Origin of the sequence: Qipengyuania marisflavi (assembly GCF_005884405.1) — a bacterium.
In the GTDB taxonomy this organism is placed as follows: Bacteria; Pseudomonadota; Alphaproteobacteria; order Sphingomonadales; family Sphingomonadaceae; genus Qipengyuania; species Qipengyuania marisflavi.
In genome coordinates this window covers 719,612-741,420 of the sequence record NZ_VCAO01000001.1, presented here as the reverse complement: position 1 = coordinate 741,420, position 21,809 = coordinate 719,612, and the positions used below count along the sequence as shown (strand labels likewise).

Annotated in this window: 22 protein-coding genes; 10 read left to right on the top strand and 12 right to left on the bottom strand. The window is 61.9% G+C overall.

Annotation, left to right across the window (positions count from 1 at the left end):
* Positions 1–17: 17 nt before the first annotated feature.
* The 7 genes from FEV51_RS03640 to murI form a co-directional block, all read right to left on the bottom strand.
* Positions 18–479: a response regulator gene (locus FEV51_RS03640; protein WP_138615954.1), complete on the bottom strand. Its 462-nt coding sequence runs from the start codon at positions 477–479 to the stop codon at positions 18–20.
* Complete coding sequence (locus tag FEV51_RS03635) at positions 476–1,510, bottom strand: sensor histidine kinase (protein ID WP_171033022.1); 1,035 nt, start codon at positions 1,508–1,510, stop codon at positions 476–478. The genes FEV51_RS03640 and FEV51_RS03635 overlap by 4 nt, the downstream gene beginning before the upstream one ends.
* Before the next feature lies 1 nt (position 1,511).
* Positions 1,512–2,042: a methanogen output domain 1-containing protein gene (locus tag FEV51_RS03630; protein WP_222927435.1), complete on the bottom strand. Its 531-nt coding sequence runs from the start codon at positions 2,040–2,042 to the stop codon at positions 1,512–1,514.
* Positions 2,043–2,236: 194 nt separating this feature from the next.
* Positions 2,237–2,914, bottom strand: a complete 678-nt coding sequence (locus FEV51_RS03625) for a nitroreductase (protein ID WP_138615950.1) — start codon at positions 2,912–2,914, stop codon at positions 2,237–2,239.
* Positions 2,915–2,935: 21 nt separating this feature from the next.
* Positions 2,936–3,214, bottom strand: a complete 279-nt coding sequence (locus tag FEV51_RS03620; protein ID WP_138615948.1) for a YdeI/OmpD-associated family protein — start codon at positions 3,212–3,214, stop codon at positions 2,936–2,938.
* Positions 3,215–3,227: 13 nt separating this feature from the next.
* Positions 3,228–4,448, bottom strand: coding sequence for a 5-aminolevulinate synthase (gene hemA, locus FEV51_RS03615; protein ID WP_138615946.1), 1,221 nt, complete (start codon positions 4,446–4,448; stop codon positions 3,228–3,230).
* 107 nt (positions 4,449–4,555) lie between these two features.
* The gene (murI, locus tag FEV51_RS03610; RefSeq protein ID WP_246034417.1) at positions 4,556–5,356 is read right to left on the bottom strand and encodes a glutamate racemase; all 801 of its coding nucleotides are present in this window, start codon (positions 5,354–5,356) and stop codon (positions 4,556–4,558) included.
* A gap of 131 nt (positions 5,357–5,487) precedes the next feature.
* Between murI and plsY the strand changes: the two genes are divergently transcribed.
* The 5 genes from plsY to FEV51_RS03585 all read left to right on the top strand — a co-directional run bounded on the left by plsY (position 5,488) and on the right by FEV51_RS03585 (position 11,321).
* The gene (gene plsY / locus FEV51_RS03605) at positions 5,488–6,087 is read left to right on the top strand and encodes a glycerol-3-phosphate 1-O-acyltransferase PlsY (protein WP_246034416.1); all 600 of its coding nucleotides are present in this window, start codon (positions 5,488–5,490) and stop codon (positions 6,085–6,087) included.
* Positions 6,084–7,178, top strand: coding sequence for a DNA-processing protein DprA (gene dprA, locus FEV51_RS03600; RefSeq protein ID WP_138615944.1), 1,095 nt, complete (start codon positions 6,084–6,086; stop codon positions 7,176–7,178). The genes plsY and dprA overlap by 4 nt, the downstream gene beginning before the upstream one ends.
* 87 nt (positions 7,179–7,265) lie before the next feature.
* Positions 7,266–8,255 carry a hypothetical protein gene (locus FEV51_RS03595; protein WP_138615942.1) on the top strand — a complete coding sequence of 330 codons (990 nt, stop codon included), beginning with the start codon at positions 7,266–7,268 and terminating at the stop codon, positions 8,253–8,255.
* Positions 8,256–8,400: 145 nt separating this feature from the next.
* Complete coding sequence (gene topA / locus FEV51_RS03590) at positions 8,401–11,019, top strand: type I DNA topoisomerase (RefSeq protein WP_138615940.1); 2,619 nt, start codon at positions 8,401–8,403, stop codon at positions 11,017–11,019.
* Between the two features lie 119 nt (positions 11,020–11,138).
* Positions 11,139–11,321 (top strand): hypothetical protein, encoded by a 183-nt coding sequence (locus FEV51_RS03585; protein WP_138615938.1) that lies wholly within the window; start codon positions 11,139–11,141, stop codon positions 11,319–11,321.
* Between the two features lie 121 nt (positions 11,322–11,442).
* Here the strand turns inward: FEV51_RS03585 and era are convergent, their stop codons facing one another.
* From era to lepB, 3 genes are read right to left on the bottom strand one after another with little or no spacing between them, the layout of a single operon-like run.
* Positions 11,443–12,360: a GTPase Era gene (gene era / locus FEV51_RS03580; protein WP_138615936.1), complete on the bottom strand. Its 918-nt coding sequence runs from the start codon at positions 12,358–12,360 to the stop codon at positions 11,443–11,445.
* A complete protein-coding gene (gene rnc, locus FEV51_RS03575; RefSeq protein ID WP_138615934.1) occupies positions 12,357–13,028 on the bottom strand; it encodes a ribonuclease III in 672 nt (223 codons plus the stop codon). The genes era and rnc overlap by 4 nt, the downstream gene beginning before the upstream one ends.
* A complete protein-coding gene (lepB, locus tag FEV51_RS03570) occupies positions 13,025–13,873 on the bottom strand; it encodes a signal peptidase I (protein ID WP_138615932.1) in 849 nt (282 codons plus the stop codon). The genes rnc and lepB overlap by 4 nt, the downstream gene beginning before the upstream one ends.
* 30 nt (positions 13,874–13,903) lie before the next feature.
* Between lepB and pgi the strand changes: the two genes are divergently transcribed.
* Positions 13,904–15,490 (top strand): glucose-6-phosphate isomerase, encoded by a 1,587-nt coding sequence (pgi, locus tag FEV51_RS03565; RefSeq protein WP_138615930.1) that lies wholly within the window; start codon positions 13,904–13,906, stop codon positions 15,488–15,490.
* On the opposite strand, the gene FEV51_RS03560 is transcribed toward pgi, so the two are convergent.
* On the bottom strand, positions 15,483–15,671 hold the full coding sequence (locus tag FEV51_RS03560) for a hypothetical protein (RefSeq protein ID WP_138615928.1): 189 nt from the start codon (positions 15,669–15,671) through the stop codon (positions 15,483–15,485). The genes pgi and FEV51_RS03560 overlap by 8 nt on opposite strands.
* Positions 15,672–15,998: 327 nt before the next feature.
* On the opposite strand from FEV51_RS03560, the gene FEV51_RS03555 reads away from it, so the two are divergent.
* Positions 15,999–17,384, top strand: a complete 1,386-nt coding sequence (locus FEV51_RS03555; RefSeq protein ID WP_138615926.1) for a DEAD/DEAH box helicase — start codon at positions 15,999–16,001, stop codon at positions 17,382–17,384.
* Between the two features lie 6 nt (positions 17,385–17,390).
* On the opposite strand, the gene FEV51_RS03550 is transcribed toward FEV51_RS03555, so the two are convergent.
* Positions 17,391–18,452 carry a phosphatase PAP2 family protein gene (locus FEV51_RS03550; protein WP_138615924.1) on the bottom strand — a complete coding sequence of 354 codons (1,062 nt, stop codon included), beginning with the start codon at positions 18,450–18,452 and terminating at the stop codon, positions 17,391–17,393.
* Positions 18,453–18,562: 110 nt separating this feature from the next.
* On the opposite strand from FEV51_RS03550, the gene gorA reads away from it, so the two are divergent.
* From gorA to FEV51_RS03535, 3 genes are all read left to right on the top strand, one after another.
* Positions 18,563–19,927, top strand: coding sequence for a glutathione-disulfide reductase (gene gorA, locus FEV51_RS03545; protein ID WP_138615922.1), 1,365 nt, complete (start codon positions 18,563–18,565; stop codon positions 19,925–19,927).
* A gap of 75 nt (positions 19,928–20,002) precedes the next feature.
* Positions 20,003–21,022, top strand: a complete 1,020-nt coding sequence (locus FEV51_RS03540) for an SDR family oxidoreductase (RefSeq protein ID WP_138615920.1) — start codon at positions 20,003–20,005, stop codon at positions 21,020–21,022.
* Entirely contained in the window at positions 21,022–21,744 is a 723-nt protein-coding gene (locus FEV51_RS03535) for an SDR family oxidoreductase (protein WP_138615918.1), read from the top strand. The genes FEV51_RS03540 and FEV51_RS03535 overlap by 1 nt, the downstream gene beginning before the upstream one ends.
* Positions 21,745–21,809 lie beyond the last annotated feature (65 nt).

Genomic DNA, 21,809 nt, shown 5'->3' with positions numbered 1-21,809 from the left:
TCCCTATGCGGAAGATTTCAGTGGCTTGTCTTGGAGCGCAGTTCGCTATCGACCGCGCGCACCAGATCACGGTTGCTGAACGGCTTCACCAGCCAGTCTGCCGGAGGAAACCCGTCAGCCCGCGCGCGGGTTTTGGCATCCGAATGTGCTGATGCGATAATGTAGGGTATGCCCAGTTGTGCGGCACATTTTGCCACGTCGATCCCGTCCAGTTCGCCGCACAGGCGAATGTCTGTCACCACCAGATCGGGTTTTTCAGCTGCACACAATGCAATGGCCCGTTCGGCGGTGTCGACCACGTCGACGATTTTATAACCCGCATCCTGCAATGCGGTTTCGATCGACATGGCGGCAAAATAATCGTCTTCGACCAACAGAACCTTGAGGGCAGATGCACCTGCCAGCTCTTCGCGGTCCTGATCGCTTGCGGGTGTGAAACCGGGGCGGTCGCCGTTCTGCGGCATGCTTAGGCGTATCATAAATCTTTCCCGCTCTTCGTTATCTTGAAGGTCGCCACACACCGCGTCCCGTCTATCGATTCAATGGTCAGATTGCCACCCAATTGGCGCAGCAATCCGCGAACCAGTCCGATGCCAGACGCCTTGTGCAGCGCCTCTTGCGGTTCGCAGCCCGGACCGTTGTCATTCACCGACAGCGCTATGAGGTCACCGCGGTCTTCAAGAGCAACAGCGATTGTCTGGCGACCTTGTTCCGGTTGGCCGTATTTCAGCGCATTGGTGAGCAGTTCATTGAAGATCAGCGCCAGCGAGGTGGCGACATTCACGGGCAAGTCGATGCTGTCGCAGTCAATCGTGTGATCGACCTCGTGCCCCACAATGCCGAAGGTTGCATCAGCGAGTGCGGTCACCATCGCTTCGCCGTCGATCCGCTCAAGTAGATCCGATTTGTACAACATCTGCTGTACAGTGCCGAGCGCGGCAACCCGCGCGCCGATATCTTTCAAGGCACCGCGCGCCTCGTTTGTTTTGGCCTCTCGTGCGGCACCATTGAGCAAGGCGCCGAGCATATGCATGTTGTTTTTCACGCGGTGGTGTAGCTCGCGCAGCAGCAATTCGCGTTCGTTGACCGTTTCGGTCAAGATCGCTTCTGTTTTCTGCCGCTCGCGGGTTTCCTGCTTTAGAAGTTCGACTTGCTCTGACAGCACACGAAAGCGATCTCCGCCACCAGACTGCATCCTGACCAGCACACACGGCTCACCGCCAAGCTTCATCCGGCTGGCCCGCACGCGCATCCGCTCCGGCTCACCGTCGGATTCAACTGCCAGATTGGCCTGCACCGTACCGCTGCCAGCCAGCGCCGCATTGACCGCCTGCGCAGCATCGCCGACATCGGCGCGCAATGCTTCAGCCAGACAGCGCCCGACACAGTCCGGCCCCGCAAGTACGCGCAGCGCGCGATTGGCATGCAGCACAGTGCCTGCGCGGTCGAGACACGCGGCAGGATGGTCGAGCGCATCGACCACCGCGGCGGCATCTGCCGGGAAAGGCACCTCAGACTTTGTAATATTCGCGAGCGGTATCGGGTAAGTCATCGCTTGGCCTCAGATAAACGGTCACTCGGCAGCCCGGATCGCCCAGTGCAATAGTCTCCTCCAGATCAACGGCAGCGAAGCCGGAATTGTCCGCAGCGATGCGCCCAAACACGTTGGAAGTCATCATGCACAGCGATGGCCGGTCGCGGACCTTGTCGCCAAAGGGGCAGCGCTTGTTGCCAAAGACAATCTTGTCCTCGGTTTCCTCAAGCACGAAAAATTCACCCTGGATGCGGCGTTTCAGATCAACCAGCACATCGGGGATCTGGTCGCGCGACAGCTGGTCCACCTGCAATGCGCGGCGGTATTCCTGATCGATCTGCGTGCCCATTGCCGTGCCCACGACACTGATGAAACCGGCGGCATCGTCCAGCCCGACCACATCTTCGAGCACGCCCGACAATTCGCGCAGCAAAGTGCGCAGGAAAATATCGCGCTCCAGATCAATCCCGGCCTCGGCAACTTCTCCAGTCTTCGCGTTCACTGTCACTTTCAATTCCCCGATGGCGCCTGCACACACATGGCGCGCAGGACGGTTGGCTTACGAACGGCAGGCAATTTGATCGGTTCCAGCACCGCCCGCCCAATGCAGGTGAATGGTGCTGGCACGATTGCGTGTGCCGTTAAGCTGATTGCTACCAGGAGATGGTTGAGATTTGCTGCATATGCGCTGCGGGAAATACCCTAGTCAGCAAACCCCACAAACCGCACCGCCTCGTCCACGCCCTTGCGGTTCGACATCACTGCGTTGGCGGGGAAGTCTTCATCGGGCCAGCCCAGTGCGACGCAGATCATGATGACCTGATCCTCGGGGATATTGGCGTGTTGCCGCACCACGGGGCTTTGCATGATGCCCTGGCTGTTGATCACGCAGCCCAGACCGCGTGACCAGGCGGCATTGACCAGTGCGTTGGTGACCGCGCCGCAGTCGAAGGGCGCGATGTCGCTGCCCAGCAGCACCTTGTCATAGGTTACCACCACGCTGACCGGCGCATCGAACTGGCGGAAGCCGCGCAGGACCCAGTCCTGCCGCCCGTCCTTGTCCTCACGCTCGATCCCCATTGCGCCAAACAATTGCTTGGCAATTTCGATCTGCCGTCCGCGATGTTCATCGGGAACTGTGGTGAAGCTGCGAAACTCGCGGCTGTCGGGCTTGCCGGCCAGGATGCCTTCTGTGTTGCCCTTGCGGATCGCCTCCAGCGGGGCGCCTGTCACCACGCTGAAATTCCAGCACTGATTGTTGAAGCTGGAGGGCGCGCGCATGGCCATTTCCAGCACTTCGGCCAGCAATTCCTGCGGCACCGGCTTGTCGAGAAAACCGCGAATACTGCGCCGTCCAAGAACGACTTCGTCATAAGTCATAGAAACCCCTGAAATAGACAATCAGGCATCGACCCACTTGCGTGCCGATTCCCTGCGATGTGGACAGCCCGGCCAGCAACATGGCCGTTTCTTCCCTTCGTCAACTTCTTTGCGAAGGCGCGCCAGCCGTGTGTCCCGCGTTGCCGCCTTTTTGACAGAGGTCATCCAGCATATCCACTCATTACGCGCCAGCGAGGTGAGCGCGTCCCAACGATCTTTGAGCGCTGCATCGCCATCGAGGATTTCTTTGAGATCAGTTGGCGTTCGGTGCCGGAAATCCTTTGACGCAGGCTTGGTCATTGCCCGGACCCGGTCAAGCCGCTTTGCGTAATTGCATTTCCAGCCGGCCCCAGATTTCCACCAGCGCGGCGACCAGATCGGTCATCATGGCTGGCGTGTGCGCCGGGCCGGGGGTGAAGCGCAGCCGTTCGCTGCCGCGCGGCACGGTGGGGAAATTGATCGGCTGCACATAAACACCGTATTCAGCGAGCAGGATGTCGCTGATCTTCTTGGCGCGGACCGGGTCGCCCACCATCAGCGGCACGATATGCGTCACGCTGTTCATTACCGGCAATCCGGCATCGCGCATTGTCTGTTTGAGCAGAGCGGCGGCGGTCTGCTGCGCATCGCGTTCTTCGGACGAAGATTTGAGATGGCGGACCGAAGCCAGCACGCCAGCGACTAGTACAGGGCTGAGCGAGGTGGTGAAGATGAAGCCGGGCGCATAGCTGCGGATACAGTCGATCACCCGCATGTCGGCCGCGATATAACCGCCCATCACGCCAAATGCCTTGCCCAGCGTGCCTTCGATAATGTCGATGCGATCGGCAGCATCATCGCGTTCGGAGATACCGCCGCCGCGCTTGCCATACATGCCCACTGCGTGGACTTCATCGACATAGGTCAGCGCGTTGAACTTGTCCGCCAGATCGCACAGCGCGTGGATCGGGGCGATATCGCCGTCCATCGAATACACGCTTTCAAACGCAATCAGCTTGGGCACATCGGCGTCTTCGGCGGCGAGCAATTCTTCGAGATGGTCCAGATCATTGTGACGGAACACCCGCTTCTCGCACCCCGAATTGCGGATGCCTGCGATCATGCTGGCGTGATTAAGCTCGTCGGAAAAGATCACACAGCCGGGAAGCAGCTTGGCCAATGTGGACAGCGTCGCGTCGTTGGAGACATAGCCGCTGGTGAACAGCAGCGCGCCGTCTTTGCCGTGCAGATCGGCCAGTTCACGTTCCAGTTGAATATGGAAATGGGTGTTGCCGCCGATATTGCGGGTGCCGCCGCTACCCGCGCCGACATCATGCAGCGCGTCTTCCATCGCGGTGATGACCTTGGGGTGCTGCCCCATGGCGAGATAGTCGTTGGAGCACCATACGGTGACCGGCTTGGGGCCATTATGCCCGGCAAAGCAGCGCGCGTTGGGAAAGGCGCCCTTGTTGCGCAGAATATCGATGAAGACGCGGTAACGTCCTTCGGAGTGGAGGCGGTCGATCGCCTCGTCGAAGACCTGGTTGTAATTCACGCGTCTCTTCCGTCATTGCACCGCCAATGCGCGGCTGCCGGTGGCAGTCGCCCTAAGGCAGTCAGTCCCGAATTGCCACCGTGATCTTTGCGACCAGTTCGCAACGCTCAGAACTTGCGCAGATCGCTGATGCCCTGTGCGGCAAAGGCGGGGGCGAGCGTCTGGAAGTCGCTGAGTGATCCGGTGGTGATGGCATAATCGGGGCCAGTGCGGGTGAATTGCTGGTCGCTGGTCAGATCGACAATCCGCCGAGCGATGCCCGCTGCCCCGTCGACCAGCGTAATGTCGCGCCCGAAGGCTTCGCGCAGCTCGGCTTCGAGCAGGGGGAAATGGGTGCAGGCCAGCACCAGCGTGTCGATATCGCCCGCGCCGTCCTGCGCCAGCAGGCCCGCCAGTTCAGCGCGCACCGCTGCCACCGACACCGCCTCGCCGCGCAGCTTCGCCTCGGCCAGTGTGACCAGCCCGCCTGCACCATGGCGCAGCATCCGCTTGCCGCCGGCAAATTCCGCCTCCAGCCGGTCAACATAGCCCTGCCGCACGGTCGCTTGGGTGCCCAGCACCGCAAAGGTGCCGGTCCGGGTCAGCGCAGCGGCGGGCTTGATCGCGGGGACAGTGCCGACAATCGGCGTTTCCAGCACTTCGCGCACCATCCCCAGCGCAATCGTGCTGGCGGTGTTGCAGGCAATGGTGATCAGACGCGGGCGATAGCGTTCCGCCATCCGGCCCAGCAATCCGGCAACTCTGGCGGCCACCTCAGCCTCGCTTTTCGCGCCATAGGGCAGGCCAGCCATGTCGGCGGCGTAGATTACCGGGGCGTGCGGCAGCAGGCGGCGCAATTCGGCGAGCCCGGTCAGCCCGCCGACGCCGGAATCGAACAACAGAATGGGGGCGGCGGGTTCGGCGCTCAAAATATGCTCGGTTCGTCCTGATCGGGTCGAAGGACTGTCCTTCTTGTCCGAACTGGTCCTAAAAGGAAAAACCGCCCTTCGACAAGTTCGGGGCGAGTGGTTATGCGGGTTTGGCAACAGGGGAAGCACTTTTGGGCACCGATATCACCATCACCGTCTTGTGGGCCGCGCTGCTGGGCTATGGCTTTGGCTCGATTCCCTTCGGGCTGATCCTGACCCGGCTGGCGGGCAAGGGCGATGTGCGCCAGCAAGGCAGCGGCAATATCGGCGCCACCAATGTGCTGCGCACGGGCAGCAAGGGGCTGGCAGCAGCGACATTGCTTCTCGACGGTATGAAGGGCTTCGTGCCGGTCTGGCTCGCCTCGGGCTGGTTCTGGGATGATATGGGCTGGACCGCGCTGTTCGCGGTGCTGGGGCATTGTTTCCCGGTCTGGCTGGGGTTCAAGGGCGGCAAGGGTGTGGCAACCAATGCGGGCGTCAGCTTCGCGCTCGGCTGGCCAATCGGACTGGCCTATGCACTGGTGTGGGTGGCCATGCTAGCGGTGACGCGGATCAGTTCGCTGGCGGGAATGACGGCGGTTGTTGCGGCGGCAATCACCGCGGCAGTGCTGGGTATTCCCACCTTTACCAAGGTGCTGGTGCTGATCGCATTGCTGGTGCTGTGGCTCCACCGTGACAACATCAAACGCCTGATGGCAGGCACGGAACCAAAGGTCGGCGCTGCGAAGTGAGCGGGTTGTCGCAGGCAGAAGCCTTTGCGCGCATTCGGCTGCTGCGCTCTCCCAACATCGGCCCGGTGTCCTATGCCATGTTGCTGGGCCGCTTTGGCGATGCCTGCGCCGCATTGGCGGCGCTGCCCGATCTCTCGCGCCGGGGTGGGCGCAGTTACAAAGCGGCGGCTGCCGACAAGATCGAGCGCGAGATTGACGCGGTACGCAAGGCGGGCGCGAAATATCTGTTCCATGACCAGCCGGATTATCCCGCATTGCTGGGCGAGATAGCCAGCGCTCCGCCAATCCTGACCTGGCGCGGCGATCTGGCACTGGCGTCGCAGCCCTGCGTCGCCATGGTCGGCGCGCGCAATGCCAGCGCGGCGGCGGTGAAACTGGCCCGCGATTTCGCCAATGCGCTGGCGGCAGAGGGGTTCACGGTGGTTTCGGGTCTGGCACGCGGGATCGACGGTGCTGCGCATCAGGGCGCCTTGCCGCGCACCATCGGGGTGATCGCCAGCGGGATCGACATCGCCTATCCGCCGCAGCACAGCGATTTGCAGGAACGGATCGCTGCCGAGGGGCTGCTGATCGCCGAACAACCGCCGGGGACAGAGCCGCGCGGCAGCCACTTTCCCAGCCGCAACCGCATCATCGCCGGGCTGGCCGCTGGCACGCTGGTGGTCGAAGCCGCGCCCAAATCGGGCAGCCTGATCACTGCGCGGCTGGCGGGTGAGGCGGGGCGCGAGGTTATGGCCATCCCCGGCAGCCCGCTCGACGCGCGCAGCCACGGCTGCAACACGCTGATCCGCGATGGCGCGGTGCTGGTGAACACGCCCGAGGATGTGGCCGAACTGCTCTCCGGCTTCGATGGCAACCCGCGCTCTACCTTCCGCGAACCCGCCGCAGGCTTCGATTATGCGTCTGACGAACTGGCCGATGCCGAACCGGCGGAACTGGCCGACCTCCTCACCACCGCGCCCGTCGCAGTCGATGAACTGGTCCGCCAATCGGGGGAGGGCGCCGCTGCCGTCCAACTCGCGCTGCTGGAACTGGAGATTGCCGGACGGCTGGTCCGCCATGCGGGCGGACGGGTTTCTCTCGCCGCCTGAACTCTCCGCGGCGATATGGCGATTCTGTGCAATGCAAGCGCTGCCGAACGGCGCAACAACCCCGGTAGTGTTTCAACAGGGGGTTGGATGATGACGAAGTTAATTCAAAAATTGATGATGGTTCTGGCACTGGTTGGATTGGCGCTGCAACCGGCTGCGGCCGCGGCCAAGAGCAAGGATCCGATCAAGGTTTCCAATGCCAAGGCGGCGGCCGGGACCCAGCAGGTGGCGATTGGCCAGTTTACGCTGGCGGTGCTGGTTGAACGCAAGGACAATGCCAAGGCTGGCGGCGGTTTGCTGGGCGGTGGTTTTGGCGGGAAATCGACTGTCCGCAGCCGGCTTGAAGGGGTAACGCCTGAACAGATGCAGGCGGTGGCCGATGCGGCTTACGAAGATTTCGCGGCCAAGCTGACCGCGCAGGGCTTTACACTCATCGATCACGCGGCACTGGCCGCCTATGTCGCGCCGCTCAAGGCTGCCGAACAATTTGCCGAAAAGACGATTGTTGTCGGCAAAGACGACAAGGCCAAGGCGCTGATGGTGGGGGCAACCCAGACCGGGCCTCTGCGGCTGATGGATGGCGATTACAACATGGCCGGTATTGGTGACATGGGTACCCGCCAGACCGCGTGGAAAACGCAAGGGGCGATGCAGCAATACGCCAAGGACACCGGCGTCCGCGTGATCAATGTGGTTTATGTGATGAACTTCGCCGCATCGGACGAATATGGCGGCTGGCACCGCTCGACATCGTCGGTGAAGGTCGCCAGCTCGCTGGGCCTGGCACCAGAAGCCACCAAGGTCACATTGGTTGGGCCAGGTACACCAGCGCAGCTGGTGCTGAAGCAGCCGATCGGTGTCGGCGGTGATTATTTCGCCAAGGCCGATGCGATGGGCGGCGGTGAAAAAGCTGTTCGCGCGGTCACCAAGGTCCTCAGCATACTCGGCGGCGGCGGCAGCAACAGTGTGAAAAAATTCACTTTTACCGCGTTGCCGGGGGCCTATCCCGATGCCGCCATTCAGGCTGCGGCAACAGCCAATACCGGAATGGCCGAACGGCTCGCCAGCCTGCGCTGAAATCGAACTCCAGCAACGGTGCGTGAGACGGGTCGTCCGGTCGATTATGACTGGGCGACCCTTTTCTTTTTACGACTTGACGCTATCGCCGCGCCGACCCCACCCTCGCGTACACGTATACGCGTAAGGATATCACACCAGTCTCATGCAACTTGTCATCGTAGAATCGCCAGCCAAGGCGAAAACCATCGAAAGCTATCTGGGCAAGGACTTCAAGGTCCTCGCCAGTTATGGCCATGTCCGCGATCTGCCGCCCAAGGATGGCAGCGTCCGCCCGGACGAGGATTTCGCGATGGACTGGGAGCTGTATCGCGACAAGCAGAGCCGCTTCAAGGAAATCGCCGACGCTTCCAAGCAGGCGACCCGACTGATCCTGGCAACTGACCCTGACCGCGAAGGTGAAGCCATTTCGTGGCACGTTCGGGAACTGCTGGCCAAGCGCAAGGCACTGCCCGACAAGGTTGACCGCGTTACCTTCAACGCGATTACCAAGCAGGCGGTGACCGACGCGATGAAGGCTCCGCGCGAGCTCGATAGCGATCTGATTGACGCCTATCTTGCGCGCCGCGCTCTCGATTACCTCTATGGCTTCACCCTGTCGCCCGTGCTGTGGCGGCGGTTGCCCGGAGCCAAGAGCGCCGGGCGCGTGCAATCGGTGGCGCTACGGCTGATCGTCGAGCGTGAGCGGGATATCGAGGCGTTCACGGCAGACGAATATTGGTCCGTCGTCGCCACGATGGAGCAGGACGGCACCGAATTCGCCGCGCGGCTGGTCAAGTTCGATGGCAAGAAGCTCGACAAGCTGACGCTGGGCGATGAAGCCAGCGCTGCTGCGGCCAAGGCTGCGGTGGAGGCCGGGCGCTTCACGATCGAGGATATCGAGACCAAGCCGGTCAAGCGCCACCCCGCGCCGCCGTTCACCACCTCGACCCTGCAACAGGAAGCCGCGCGCAAGCTGGGCTATTCCGCCAGCCACACCATGCGGCTGGCGCAATCGCTGTATGAAGCGGGCGCGATCACATACATGCGGACCGACGGTGTGCAGATGGATCACAGTGCCATCTCCGCCTGCCGTAAGGCGGTGAGCGAGCGTTATTCGGGCCATTACCTTCCCGAAAAACCACGCATTTACAAAAGCAAGGCCAAGAACGCTCAGGAAGCGCATGAAGCCATTCGCCCCACCGACTTTGGCCGCGACCGCGCCGGATCGGGTGATGAGGGCAAATTGTATGACCTGATCTTCAAGCGCGCGATGGCCAGTCAGATGGCCGCTGCCAGTATGGAACGCACCACGGCGACATTGCGCGATCCGACCGGCCAGCACGAGCTGCGCGCGACCGGCCAGGTGGTCAAATTCGCTGGCTTCCTGGCGGTTTATCAGGAAGGTTTCGACGACCGCGATGATGCCGATGAGGACGGGCTGCTGCCGGTCATGCGCAAAGGCGACAGCCCCTTGAAAAAGGCAGTCGATGCCAATCAGCATTTCACCCAGCCGCCGCCGCGTTTTTCCGAGGCATCGCTGGTCAAACGGCTTGAGGAGCTCGGCATTGGCCGTCCCTCCACCTATGCCTCCACCATCCAGACACTGCGCGACCGCGCCTATGTACGGATGGAGAAAAACCGTTTCTTTGCAGAGGAAAGCGGGCGGCTGCTGACGGCTTTTCTTGAACGCTTTTTCGAACGCTATGTTGCCTTCGATTTCACTGCCAGCATGGAAGATGAACTCGACGAAGTTTCCGACGGCAAGGAAGAATGGAAAAAGCTGCTCGCCGCCTTCTGGAAGGACTTCAAGCCCAAGACCGAAGAGGTCATGGAGAAGAAGCCCAGCGAGGTCACCGAGGCGCTTGACGAGTTCCTGTCGGACTTCCTGTTCCCCGAACGCGCCGATGGCAAGAACCCCCGGTTCTGCCCGCTGTGCGAAAGTGAAGGGCGCGAAAACGGCCGGTTGGCGCTGCGCGGGGGCCGTTATGGTGCGTTCGTCGCCTGCGCCAATTATCCTGAGTGCAAGTTCACCCGTCAGTTCGCCCAGCCGGGCGGTGACGAGGATGGCGCGGGTCAGGATGCGGTCATGGGCAAGGACCCTGAAAGCGGGCTGCCGGTCGAACGCAAGACCGGGCGGTTTGGCCCCTATGTCCAGCTGGGCGAAGGCAAGGAAGCCAAGCGCGCCAGCATTCCCAAGGATCTTGACGATTTCGATCTGGAATGGGCCCTCAAGCTGCTCCAGCTGCCCCGCATCGTCGGCGCGCATCCCGAAACCGGCAATGAAATCGAAGCGAATATCGGGCGTTACGGTCCATACCTGCGTCATGACGGCAAATATGCCAAGCTGACCAGCACGATGGATGTGTTCGACACCGGGATGAATGCGGCGGTCACGCTGCTGGCCGAAGCCGCCAATCGCAAGGGCGGCAGCCGCGGCAAGGCCGAACCGATCAAGACGCTGGGCGCCCACCCCACCAGCGGCGGCGAGATCAAGGTGATGCCGGGCCGCTATGGCCCCTACGTCACCGATGGCACCACCAACGCTACAATTCCCAAGGATGTAAAGCCCGAGGACGTGACCGAGGCGCAGGCCATCGAACTGATCGACATCCGCGCTGCGAAGGGCCCGGCCAAGAAAAAGCGCAAGGCCCCCGCGAAAAAGAAAGCCCCCGCGAAAAAGAAAGCTTCGGCCAAAAAGGCAGCCGCCAAGAAGCCCCCTGCCAAGAAAGCTCCGGCCAAGAAAAAGGCAGCGCCCAAGAAGAAGGCTGCGGCAAAGGAATAACCACCCCCCCTCCCTGCGGGGAGGGGCCGGGGGTAGGGGCTCTACGATCATATAGGGCAGAGCACCCCCACCCGGCTTCCCCCTCAATGGAGAGGGGCAAACGAGCAAAGGACCGAATAATGGCCAAAGACCATTTCGAACGCCACAAGCAGCCTTGGAAGGGCGAAGAAGCGGGTCAGCTGCGCACTCTTGCCGCCAAGGGCAAAGGCCTGCGCGAGATCGCCAAGTCGCTCAACCGCAGCGAGGAATCCACCAAGGATTTTGCGCGCAAGAACGGCATCGAGATCTTGAAGAAGCGTTAAAGCAGATTCTCAGCCACCAGCCGCGTCAGTGCGGGCTAACTATGGCAAGGTGCTGAATTGGGCGGCAACTGGAAACTGGTTGAATCAACGCCGGGTCCTTTCGACCCGATCTCGATTGGTTTCACTTCCCCCAGTCCAGCCCCATTTCCTCGAACACTTCCTTGTCGTCGGCCCAGCGGTCATCGACTTTGACATGAAGGAACAAATGGACTTTCTGGCCCAGCACTTCGGACAATTCCTTGCGGGCTGCCTCGCCGATAGCCTTGATGCGTGACCCGCCTTTGCCCAGCACAATGGCGCGCTGGGTTTCGCGGCCGACCACGATCTGCTGGCGCACTTCGACGCTGCCGTCCTTGCGCTGGGTATAGCTTTCGGGACGCACCGCGCTGTCATAGGGCAGTTCTTCGTGCAGCTGCTGGTACAGCTGTTCGCGGGTGATTTCGGTGGCGAGCAGGCGTTCGCTGGTGTCGGACACCTGATCCTCGGGATAATGCCATTCGCCAGCAGGCATCAGCTTGGCGAGCGCGTCCTTGAGTTCGGGCACGCCGTCTCCTGTCAGCGCGGAGATGAAGTAGATTTCCGAAAACTCGCCCTTTTCGTTCAATTCCTCAGCCAGCTTGAGCAGCGGTTCCTTCTTCGCGCGGTCGACCTTGTTGAGTACCAGAATCTTGCGTTCGGGCCGCTTGGCGAGCGTTTCCAGCAGCGGCTCCAGCTCGTGACGGCGCTGTTTTATGGGATCGACCAGCAGCAGCACGGCATCCGCCGCCTCGGCACCTTCCCATGCGGCGTGGACCATCGCGCGGTCGAGCCGCCGCCTGGGTTCAAAAATGCCCGGCGTGTCGACCAGCAACATCTGGATATTGGCCTGCGGTGTCTGGTGCAGCGCAATGCCCAGCATCCGGGCGCGGGTGGTCTGCGCCTTGGCGCTGGTGATCGCCACCTTCTGGCCGACCAGCTGGTTGACCAGCGTCGACTTGCCCGCATTGGGGGCACCCAGCACGGCAACCACGCCGCAACGGGTGTCCTGATTATCGCTCATCCATATTGCTCCATGAAAGCCGCCGCGGCGACGCGTTCGGCTTCTTGCTTGCTGCTGGCGGAGCCTTCGGCCTCACCAACCTTGTGCACTTTGACGCGCACGGTGAATTTGGCGGCGTGATCCGGCCCGCTGCGGTCAACCACCTCATATTCTGGCGGCTTGCGCTGGTTGCCGGCGGCCCATTCCTGCAATGCGCTTTTGGGATGTTTGGATTTGCCTTCGCCGCTTTCCAGCGCGGGACGCCACAGCAAATGCACCACTTCACAAGCGGCGGTAAAGCCATTGTCGAGGAATTCAGCGCCCAGCAGCGCCTCCATCACATCGCCCAGAATGTTGTCGCTGTCACGCCCGCCATCGGCATTGGCCTGTTTGGAGATGCGGATATGCGGTGCCAGCCCGATCCCGCGGGCCACTTCGGCGCACATCTGGCGGCTGACCAGCACATTGAGCCGCTGCGCCAGCGTACCCTCGGGCGCTTTCATGCAATCATACAGCCAGTGCGCAATGCTCATCCCCAGCACCCGGTCGCCAAGGAATTCCAGCCGTTCGTAATCGGCTTTCTCGCCCATGCTGCCATGTGTCAGCGCGGCGCGCCAGCGCGATTCGTCGCGCACGGTAAAGCCGTGCTGTTCCAGCCAGGCGCGGGCCTCTGCGGTGATCTGGCTCATATTCCGTCTCCCATCCGATCCCACCGCGCGGCGGTGAACCAGGTCCACGGCTTGGGCCATTCGGCGCTGCCATCGGTGGACCACAACACCATGCTGGCGCGTCCCACCAGCAGATCGGCATCGACCATGCCGACCCCTCCGGCGGGCCGTGCGGGAAAGCGGCTGTCCATCGAATTGTCGCGGTTGTCGCCCATGACGAACAACTGGCCATCGGGGACCATCACCGGCTCGAAATCGTCCTGAATACTACGGCCAAAATCGAGCACTTCGTAGCTCTTGCCCGAGGGCAGGGTTTCGCGGAAACGGGTGTATTGGCATTTGGTCCCGGCAGCCACTGTGACCGCCAGCGGGTGACATTTGGTGTTGGGGCTGACGTTCAGCACGAAATCCCCAATGGCTTGCTTGGCGACCGGATCGCCATTGAGCACCACCTGACCGCCGCGCATTGCCACGGTATCGCCGGGCAGGCCGATGACGCGCTTGACGTAATCGGTGCCGTCGACCGGATGTTTGAAAATCACCACATCGCCGCGTTCGGGCAGGCTGGCGAAAATGCGGCCCGAAATCAGTGGCGCTTCGAACGGCAGCGAATAATTGCTGAAGCCATAGGGCCATTTGGCGGCCACCAGATAATCGCCATTCTCCAGCCGAGGCAGCATGGATTCGCTGGGAATGGTGAACGGCGAGAACAAGAAGCTGCGGAAAATCACCACCGCCAGCACCAGCTTGCCAACGAATTTGAGATAATCGCCCCAGCTTTCGCTTTCCTGCGCAGATGTGTCTGCCTTGGTCACGGGGGTTTCTGCGCTTGTGTCTGCGGCTGGTGCAGTACCATCAGTGCTCATGCGCGGCGTCCATTTGCGGGGTTCCCAATCATGGCCCCGGTCACTAGTCGCGCGGATGCAGACACGAAAGGATTTTCGACCGTGACCAAAACCGCCGACCTGTGGAGCCGCCTTGCGGCCAGCCCGAGCCAGACGCTGGCCCAGCTGTTTGCTGCCGATGCCGGGCGGGTGGAGAGCCTGTCGGGCCGGATCGATCTGGGCGATGCAGCCGATGGCGGGGGGATCCTGTTTGATTGGTCGAAAACCCATCTGGACAGTGGTCTGCTGGAAACCTTCTCGCAGCTGGCAGAGGCAATGGATTTCGCCGCCATGCGCGCCAGCCTGTTCGCGGGCGAAGTGGTCAATATCACCGAAGGCCGCGCCGCCGATCATGCCACCCTGCGCGGCGTGGGTGACGCGGCGAAGGTCGAGGAAGCCGCCGCGCTGATCGACCGGATGGGAATGCTGGTTGAGGCGATCCATCAGGGCGCGCTGGGCGAGGTCAATCATCTGATCCACATCGGCATTGGCGGGTCGGCGCTTGGCCCGGCGCTGGGCGTCGATGCGTTGAGCCGAGAATTTAAGTATTGCGATGTCCATGTGGTGTCGAACATCGATGGCGTGGCGCTGGAGGCGGCGTTCGACAAATGCGATCCCGCCACCACGCTGATCGCGGTGGCCAGCAAGACCTTCACCACCATCGAAACCATGACCAACGCCGCCAGCGCGCTGAAATGGCTGGCCGATAGCGGGGTGGACGATCCATCGGGCCGCGTGATCGCGCTGACCGCTGCGCCGGACAAGGCGGTCGAATGGGGCGTGGACGAAACCCGCGTGCTGCCGTTCCCCGAAAGTGTGGGTGGGCGCTATTCGATCTGGTCATCAATCGGTTTCCCGATCGCGATGGCTACCGGAATGGAGGATTTCCGCGCCTTCCTGGCCGGGGCCAAGGCGGTGGACGAACATTTCCGTGACAGCGACATGGCAGACAATCTGGTGCTGCGCGCTGCTTTTGCCGATCTGTACTATGCCCGCGTGCGCGGCTGCCAGACGCGCGCCGTGTTTGCCTATGACGAGCGGCTGGGGCTGTTCCCCGACTATCTCCAGCAGCTGGAGATGGAGAGCAATGGCAAGCGCGTGACGACCGCGGGCGAGGAAGTCGATGCACCCACCGCGCCGATCACCTGGGGCGGGGTGGGGACCGATGCGCAACATGCGGTGTTCCAGCTACTGCATCAGGGGACGCATCTGATCCCGGTGGATTTTATCGCCAGCATCGCGCCCGGCGATATGCTGGACCCTGCACATCACCGCATCCTGCTGACCAATTGTTTTGCGCAAGGCGCGGCGCTGATGGCGGGCGGGCAGATGGGGTCAGGCAATGATCCGGCACGCAGCTTCCCCGGTGACCGGCCCAGCGCCGCGATCCTGTGCGATGATATCGATCCCGCCACGCTGGGCGCGCTGATCGCGTTTCATGAACACCGCACCTTTGCCAGCGCCGTGCTGATGGGGATCAACCCCTTCGACCAGTTCGGTGTCGAGCTGGGCAAGGAAATGGCGAACAAGATCGAGAAAGGCGGGCAGAGCTTCGATGCCAGCACCGAGGCTTTGCTGGACGCTGCGGGGCTCAGTTAGGGCCGCATTCCTCGGCGTTGTCCCGCGCAGCTTTCGCTTGGCGTTCGCGCTGCCAATAGGCGTGTTCTTCGCGGCGGCGTTGCTGCGATACGGAATTGCGGCGGGCCATGTGAATGGCAAAGCCGCCGCCAATGACGATCACCGCGATCAGGATATAAGCGATTATAAGCCGTTCGGTCATTGTACCCTCACATCAGCAGGGAGCACATGTCTCTCAGTCGCAGAGTCACCAGATGGTACTGCAATTATCATTTGATACACTTTTAGTCCGATATTGAGAAGCGCGAAGTTTTTGCACTGCACAATAAAATTGACAATCCGCCGCTTTGCGCCCACATGGCAGCCATCGAGGCTCCTGGCAGCGTGAACAGGCGGACAGTTACATCCTCCGCCCCGGCCGCGCCTCGGTCGATTTTTCCCAGACTTCCCTTTTCACGCGGGCGGTTATTCCTCCCGCGCCGCGCGAGCTTTGACTCTGCGCGCCGCATATTTTGCGAGTTTCACTCACATGACTACCACTTTTGACCAGCTTGGTCTGTCGCAGCCTGTTCTTCAGGCGCTCGACATGAAGGGCTACACATCACCCACACCGATCCAGGAGCAGGCGATTCCCGCCGTGCTGTCTGGCCGTGACCTGATGGGCATTGCCCAGACCGGCACCGGCAAAACCGCTGCGTTCATGCTTCCCAGCATCGATCGACTGCGCGAAGCCGATAACCAGACACCGTTCAAATCCTGCCGTATGCTGGTGCTGGCACCGACCCGCGAACTGGCGGGCCAGATCGCCCAGAGTGCCAAGGATTATGGCGCGATGGCGGGCCTCAAGGTTCACTCCATCGTTGGCGGTACTTCCGTCAGCAAGGACCGTAACAAGCTGCACCGCGGCACCGATATTCTGGTGGCGACACCGGGCCGCCTGCTCGATCTGATCGACCAGCGTGCGCTGAACCTCGATGGCGTGGAAATCCTCGTCCTCGACGAAGCGGACCAGATGCTCGACCTCGGCTTTATCCATGCGCTGCGCAAGATCAGCCAGCTGGTCCCCGACGACCGCCAGACGCTGTTCTTCAGCGCCACAATGCCAACCGCGATCAAGGAGCTGGTGGGCAAATATTGCAAAAACCCGGTTCAGGTCTCGGTCACTCCGGCGGCCACCACTGCTGAACGGGTCGACCAATATCTGATCATGGTCCAGCAGGACGAAAAGCAGTCGCTGATCGAGATGATCTTGAAGGGGCGTCACCCGATCCCCGGCAAGATCGAACGCGTGCTGATTTTTGCGCGCACCAAGCATGGCTGTGACCGGGTGGTGAAGAAGCTGGCTCAGGTCGGTGTCCACTCCAATGCGATCCACGGCAACAAGAGCCAGCCGCAGCGCGAACGCGCGCTGGATGAATTCCGCCGGGCCAAAACCCCCGTGCTGATTGCCACCGATGTGGCCGCGCGCGGGATCGACATCCCCGGTGTCAGCCACGTCATCAATTACGAACTGCCCAATGTGCCCGAACAATATGTTCACCGCATCGGACGGACCGCGCGTGCGGGTGCCGATGGCATCGCGATTGCCTTTTGTGCCGAGGATGAGCGCGCTTATCTGAAGGATATCCGCAAGCTGACCGGCGAGGAATTCGAGCGGCTGCCGCTGCCCGACAATTTCCGTGCCGTGGTCGAAGGCGTTGGCCCGACCAAGCGCGAGCACAAGCAGAAGATGGCGCGTCCCAAGGTTACGCCGCGCGGCGATTCCAAGCGTCCTTCGCCGCACAAGAAGCATTCCAGCCGTGCGGGCCAACCGCGCCGCGATGGTGATGGCGGGCAGGGCCGGTCTGACGGCGGTCAGGGCCAGCGTTCATCGGGCGGCGGCGGTGGCCGCAACCGTCATCGCGGCGGGCGCTAAGCTGAGCTAACTGGCGGGCTGCAACCGGACGGCGTGCGGTGCCGGGACTGTGTCCCACCAGGCGAAAACGAAGGGGACGCCCTTCCAGATCGCCATCACCGCAATGAAGCTGACCAACCCGTCAACCGCGTAGTGATACGCAAGGTGGACCGAACTTACCCAGATCACCACCATGAACCAGAAGAAGGCCCGCCCGGCGCGCGGGCCGACTTCGCGCATCGCTAGCCAGAACAGGGTGGCGATGGCAATATGCATGCTCGGCATGGCAGTGATGCCGCTGCCCAGACCGCGATAATCATCATGGAAGCTGTTCAGCAGCATATCTTGCACAGTGAGGGTGATGATGGGAATTTGCGCATCTGCCGCGCGCAAATAAGCCATCTGGTCGCGGAAAATGTCGATCCCGGTCAGCGGTTCGGCAAATGCCGGGCCAACGCTCGCCAGCGAAGTCGCCATGAAGGCACCGATCACTGTCCAGGCCAGCGCGTAAGACAGGAAAAACCGGCGCTGCAGGTCGGGCGACACCGTCTCGCTGAATGCAAAAAACATACAGCCGGGATAAAGCAACAGGAACCAGACCTGATAATTGACCGCCAGCGCTGCGGTCACGGCAGGATAGCCCAGCACGGGCTGCAGCACCTGCCAGGCGTCCCTTCCGAAAAACAGCGCGCGATCCGCGGCGATGAACGTGGCATCCCAGTCGTAGACGGCAAATAGCGGGATCATCGACTTGAGGCTGGAGAAAAGCGGGATCAGCACGACGCAGATCGTGATGGCAGGAATTCCGCGGAGCAGAAACCTGGCACGGTGCGCCGAGAGATAACGTTCCTTCGCCCAGCGCAGCGGATGGTCTGGCCGGTCCCGATACAGTCGCCACACGATGTCGATGAAAAACATGACGATGGCGAAGACATACAGCATGGTGAAGCTGACCACCGTTTGCTCGTGGTCATAAGCCACGCCCTTGGCATTCCACAGCGCCAGGCACAGCGCGCCGCACAGTGCGACGTATATGTATAGCGGTATCTGGGCCCAATAGGTTCGCAACAGGTCGGTAAGCGCGCGCATGACGATTTGTTTACCATGCGATGCGTGTAAAAATCGCTAATGCCACACGGTTGGCAATCGCCATGCTTGGGGCCATATCGCGCGCAACCCGCATTATTTGGAGCGCGCGCATGGCCGACAAGACCTCTGGCGAATATGATTACGACCTGTTCACGATCGGAGCGGGTTCGGGCGGCGTGCGCGCATCCCGCGTGGCCGCCGCGCATGGCGCGAAAGTCGCCATTGCCGAGGAATACCGTGTCGGCGGCACCTGCGTGATCCGTGGCTGCGTGCCCAAGAAAATGCTGGTTTACGGCGCGCATTTTGCCGAGGATCTGGAAGATTGCGCCAAGTTCGGCTGGACCGTCGAAAAACCGCAGTTCGAGTGGACCACCTTGCGCGACAATGTGCTGGCCGATGTCGACCGGCTCAACCAGGCCTATACCGAAACGCTGGAAAACCATGAGGTCACGATTTTCGACGAGCGTGCCGAGCTGACTGGCCCGCATGAAATCACGCTGGCCAGCGGCAAGATCATAACGGCGAAGCATATCCTGATCGCGGTGGGCGCGCGCCCGCATGTGCCCGGCTGTGACGGGCACGAAATGGGCATCACCAGCAATGAGGCGTTCCATCTCGACGCGATCCCGGAACGTGTGCTGATCGCGGGTGGCGGCTATATCGCCAATGAATTCGCCGGGATCTTCAACGAATTTGGCAGCAAGGTGACGATCATCAACCGCACCGATACGCTGCTGCGGTCCTATGACCACGCACTGCGCGACCGGCTGCTGCAGATCAGCATGATAAAGGGCATCGATTTCCGCTTCCACGCCGAGTTTCGTGGGATCGAGAAGACTGACAGCGGCTGTCTCAAGGTGTCGATGACCAATCACGACGATATGGAAGTCGATTGCGTGCTGTTCGCCACTGGCCGTGTTCCCAACACCGAAGGGCTGGGGCTGGAGAAGGTGGGCGTAGAGCTGGGCAAGAAGGGCGAAATTGTCGTCGACCGCTTCTCCAAGACCAGCATCGATCACATCCATGCCGTGGGCGATTGTACCGACCGCGTGCAGCTGACCCCGGTTGCCATCCGCGAAGGGCAGGCGTTTGCCGACATGATCTTTGGCAAGGGCGATCCGGTGGCGGTCGATCACAATTGCATCCCCAGCGCGGTGTTCAGCCATCCGCCAATAGCCGCCGTGGGCCTGACCGAAAGCCAGGCGCGCGAACAATTGGGCAGCATCAAGGTCTATCAATCCGACTTCCGCCCGATGAAAAACGTGCTGGCGGGCCGTAACGAACGCTCGCTCTACAAGATGGTCTGCGAAGGCGATAACGACCGCATCGTGGGCATTCACATGATCGGGCCGGAAGCGCCGGAGATCATGCAGGCTGCTGCCGTTGCGGTGAAGGCCGGGCTGAGCAAGGCCGATTTCGACGCGACTGTCGCGATCCATCCGACAATGGCGGAAGAACTGGTGCTGCTGCGCTAGGCCGCGCGCACTGCTTCCATTGCCGTAAGGCTGCGCCTGTCCTACCCATTGCCGCCATATGGTGGGAGCAGGATTATGACAGGCACAGTATTGGTAACCGGCGGCACGGGCTATATCGGCGGCGAGGTTATCGATCAGCTGTTGGCGGACGGCTGGAGCGTCCACACCACCGTGCGCGATGCGGCGAAGAGCGAGCCGCGGCTGCGCGCGCGCTGGAGTGATGCGGGCGAGCGGCTCAAGGTGTTTTCTGCCGATCTGCTGTCCGATGCTGGCTGGGCGCAGGCCACTGCCGGCTGTGATGCGGTGGCGCATGTCGCCTCGCCCTTTCCGATGGCGACACCCCGGGACGAAAACGATCTGATTGTACCGGCCCGCGACGGCACATTGCGCGCACTGCGGTTTGCTCATGAGGCGGGGGTAACGCGCTTTGTCCAGACCAGCTCTGCCGCCGCGATTGCCTATGGCCACGGCGACAAGGAGCATTTTGACCAGAACGACTGGACCAATCTGGCCGCCGATCCGCCGCCCTATATCAAGAGCAAGACCATTGCCGAACGTGCGGCGCGTGACTGGGTGGCGGACAATGCGCCCGGCATGGTGTTCTGTTCGATCAATCCGGTGGCAGTGTTCGGCCCGGTCTATGACGGCGATCTTTCGACCTCGGTGGAAATCGTCAAGAAGATGATCGACGGATCGATCCCGCTGCTGCCCGATATGGGCATTGGCGTGGTCGATGTGCGCGATGTCGCAAAGATGCACGTGCTCGCGCTGGAAGCCCCGGCAGCCACTGTGGCGGGCGAACGTTTCCCGGCATCGGCAAGCTTTCTGTGGATGCGCGACATGGCCGCATCCTTGCGCCGCCGCGCGCCGGAACTTTCGCGCAAGATCCCGACCCGCGCGATGCCGGACTGGCTGGTTGGCGTGCTGGGCCTGTTCATGGCCGAAATGAAGCTGATCAAGGGCGAGCTTGGCAAGGTGCGCGATGTGTCCGGCAAACATTCCGAGGACGTGCTGGGCTTCACCTTCATTCCCGCCGAGCAATCGCTGGAAGATACGGCGCGCAGCCTGACCGAACGGGGGATCGTGAAACTCTAATGCAGATTTCAGGAAAGACCGTCCTCCTGACCGGAGGCACCGCAGGAATTGGCGAGCAGATGGCGCATCAGCTCAAAGCCAAGGGCGCAACCGTGATTGTCACGGGCCGCTCTGCCGAGGGGCTGGCAGCCCGGCGCGGCGAGGGGTTCGAGGCGATTGCCGCCGATCTGTCCTCCCCCGCCGGTGCGCAGGCTATCCTTGATGCCTTGGGCGACCGGCCCATCGACATCCTGATTAACAATGCCGGGCAGGGCGTGGATCATGATTTTCGCGAGGCAGTGCCCGATGCCGATGCGACCGATGATTGCATCTATGCCAATCTCAACACTCCGATCCGGCTGATGGCAGGGCTGATCCCGCGGTTGAAACAGCGGGGCGAGGCGGCGATTGTCAATGTCACCAGCGGACTGGCCATCGCACCGCGCGCGGGCGGGCCGGTCTATTGCGCCACCAAGGCCGCGCTGCGCAGCTACACGCAGGCCATCCGTGCGCAATTGGCGGATACTGGCGTCCATGTGATCGAGGCGCTGCCGCCGGTGGTGGCAACGCAGATGACCGCCGCGCGATCAGGCAGCAAGATGGCGCCCGAGGAATGCGCCCGCCAGATCATCGCCGCGATCGAGAACGACCGGACCGAGGCGAATGTGGGCATGGTCAAGCTGCTCAAGGCGGTGCATTCGGCCTCGCCCGCACTGGCGCGCAAGGTGATGCTGCGCTTCTGACGCCCCGCTGCGGGACGGATTGGCGGCGCGCGATTGCGCCCCAGCCGCCGCACGGCCACAAGGGG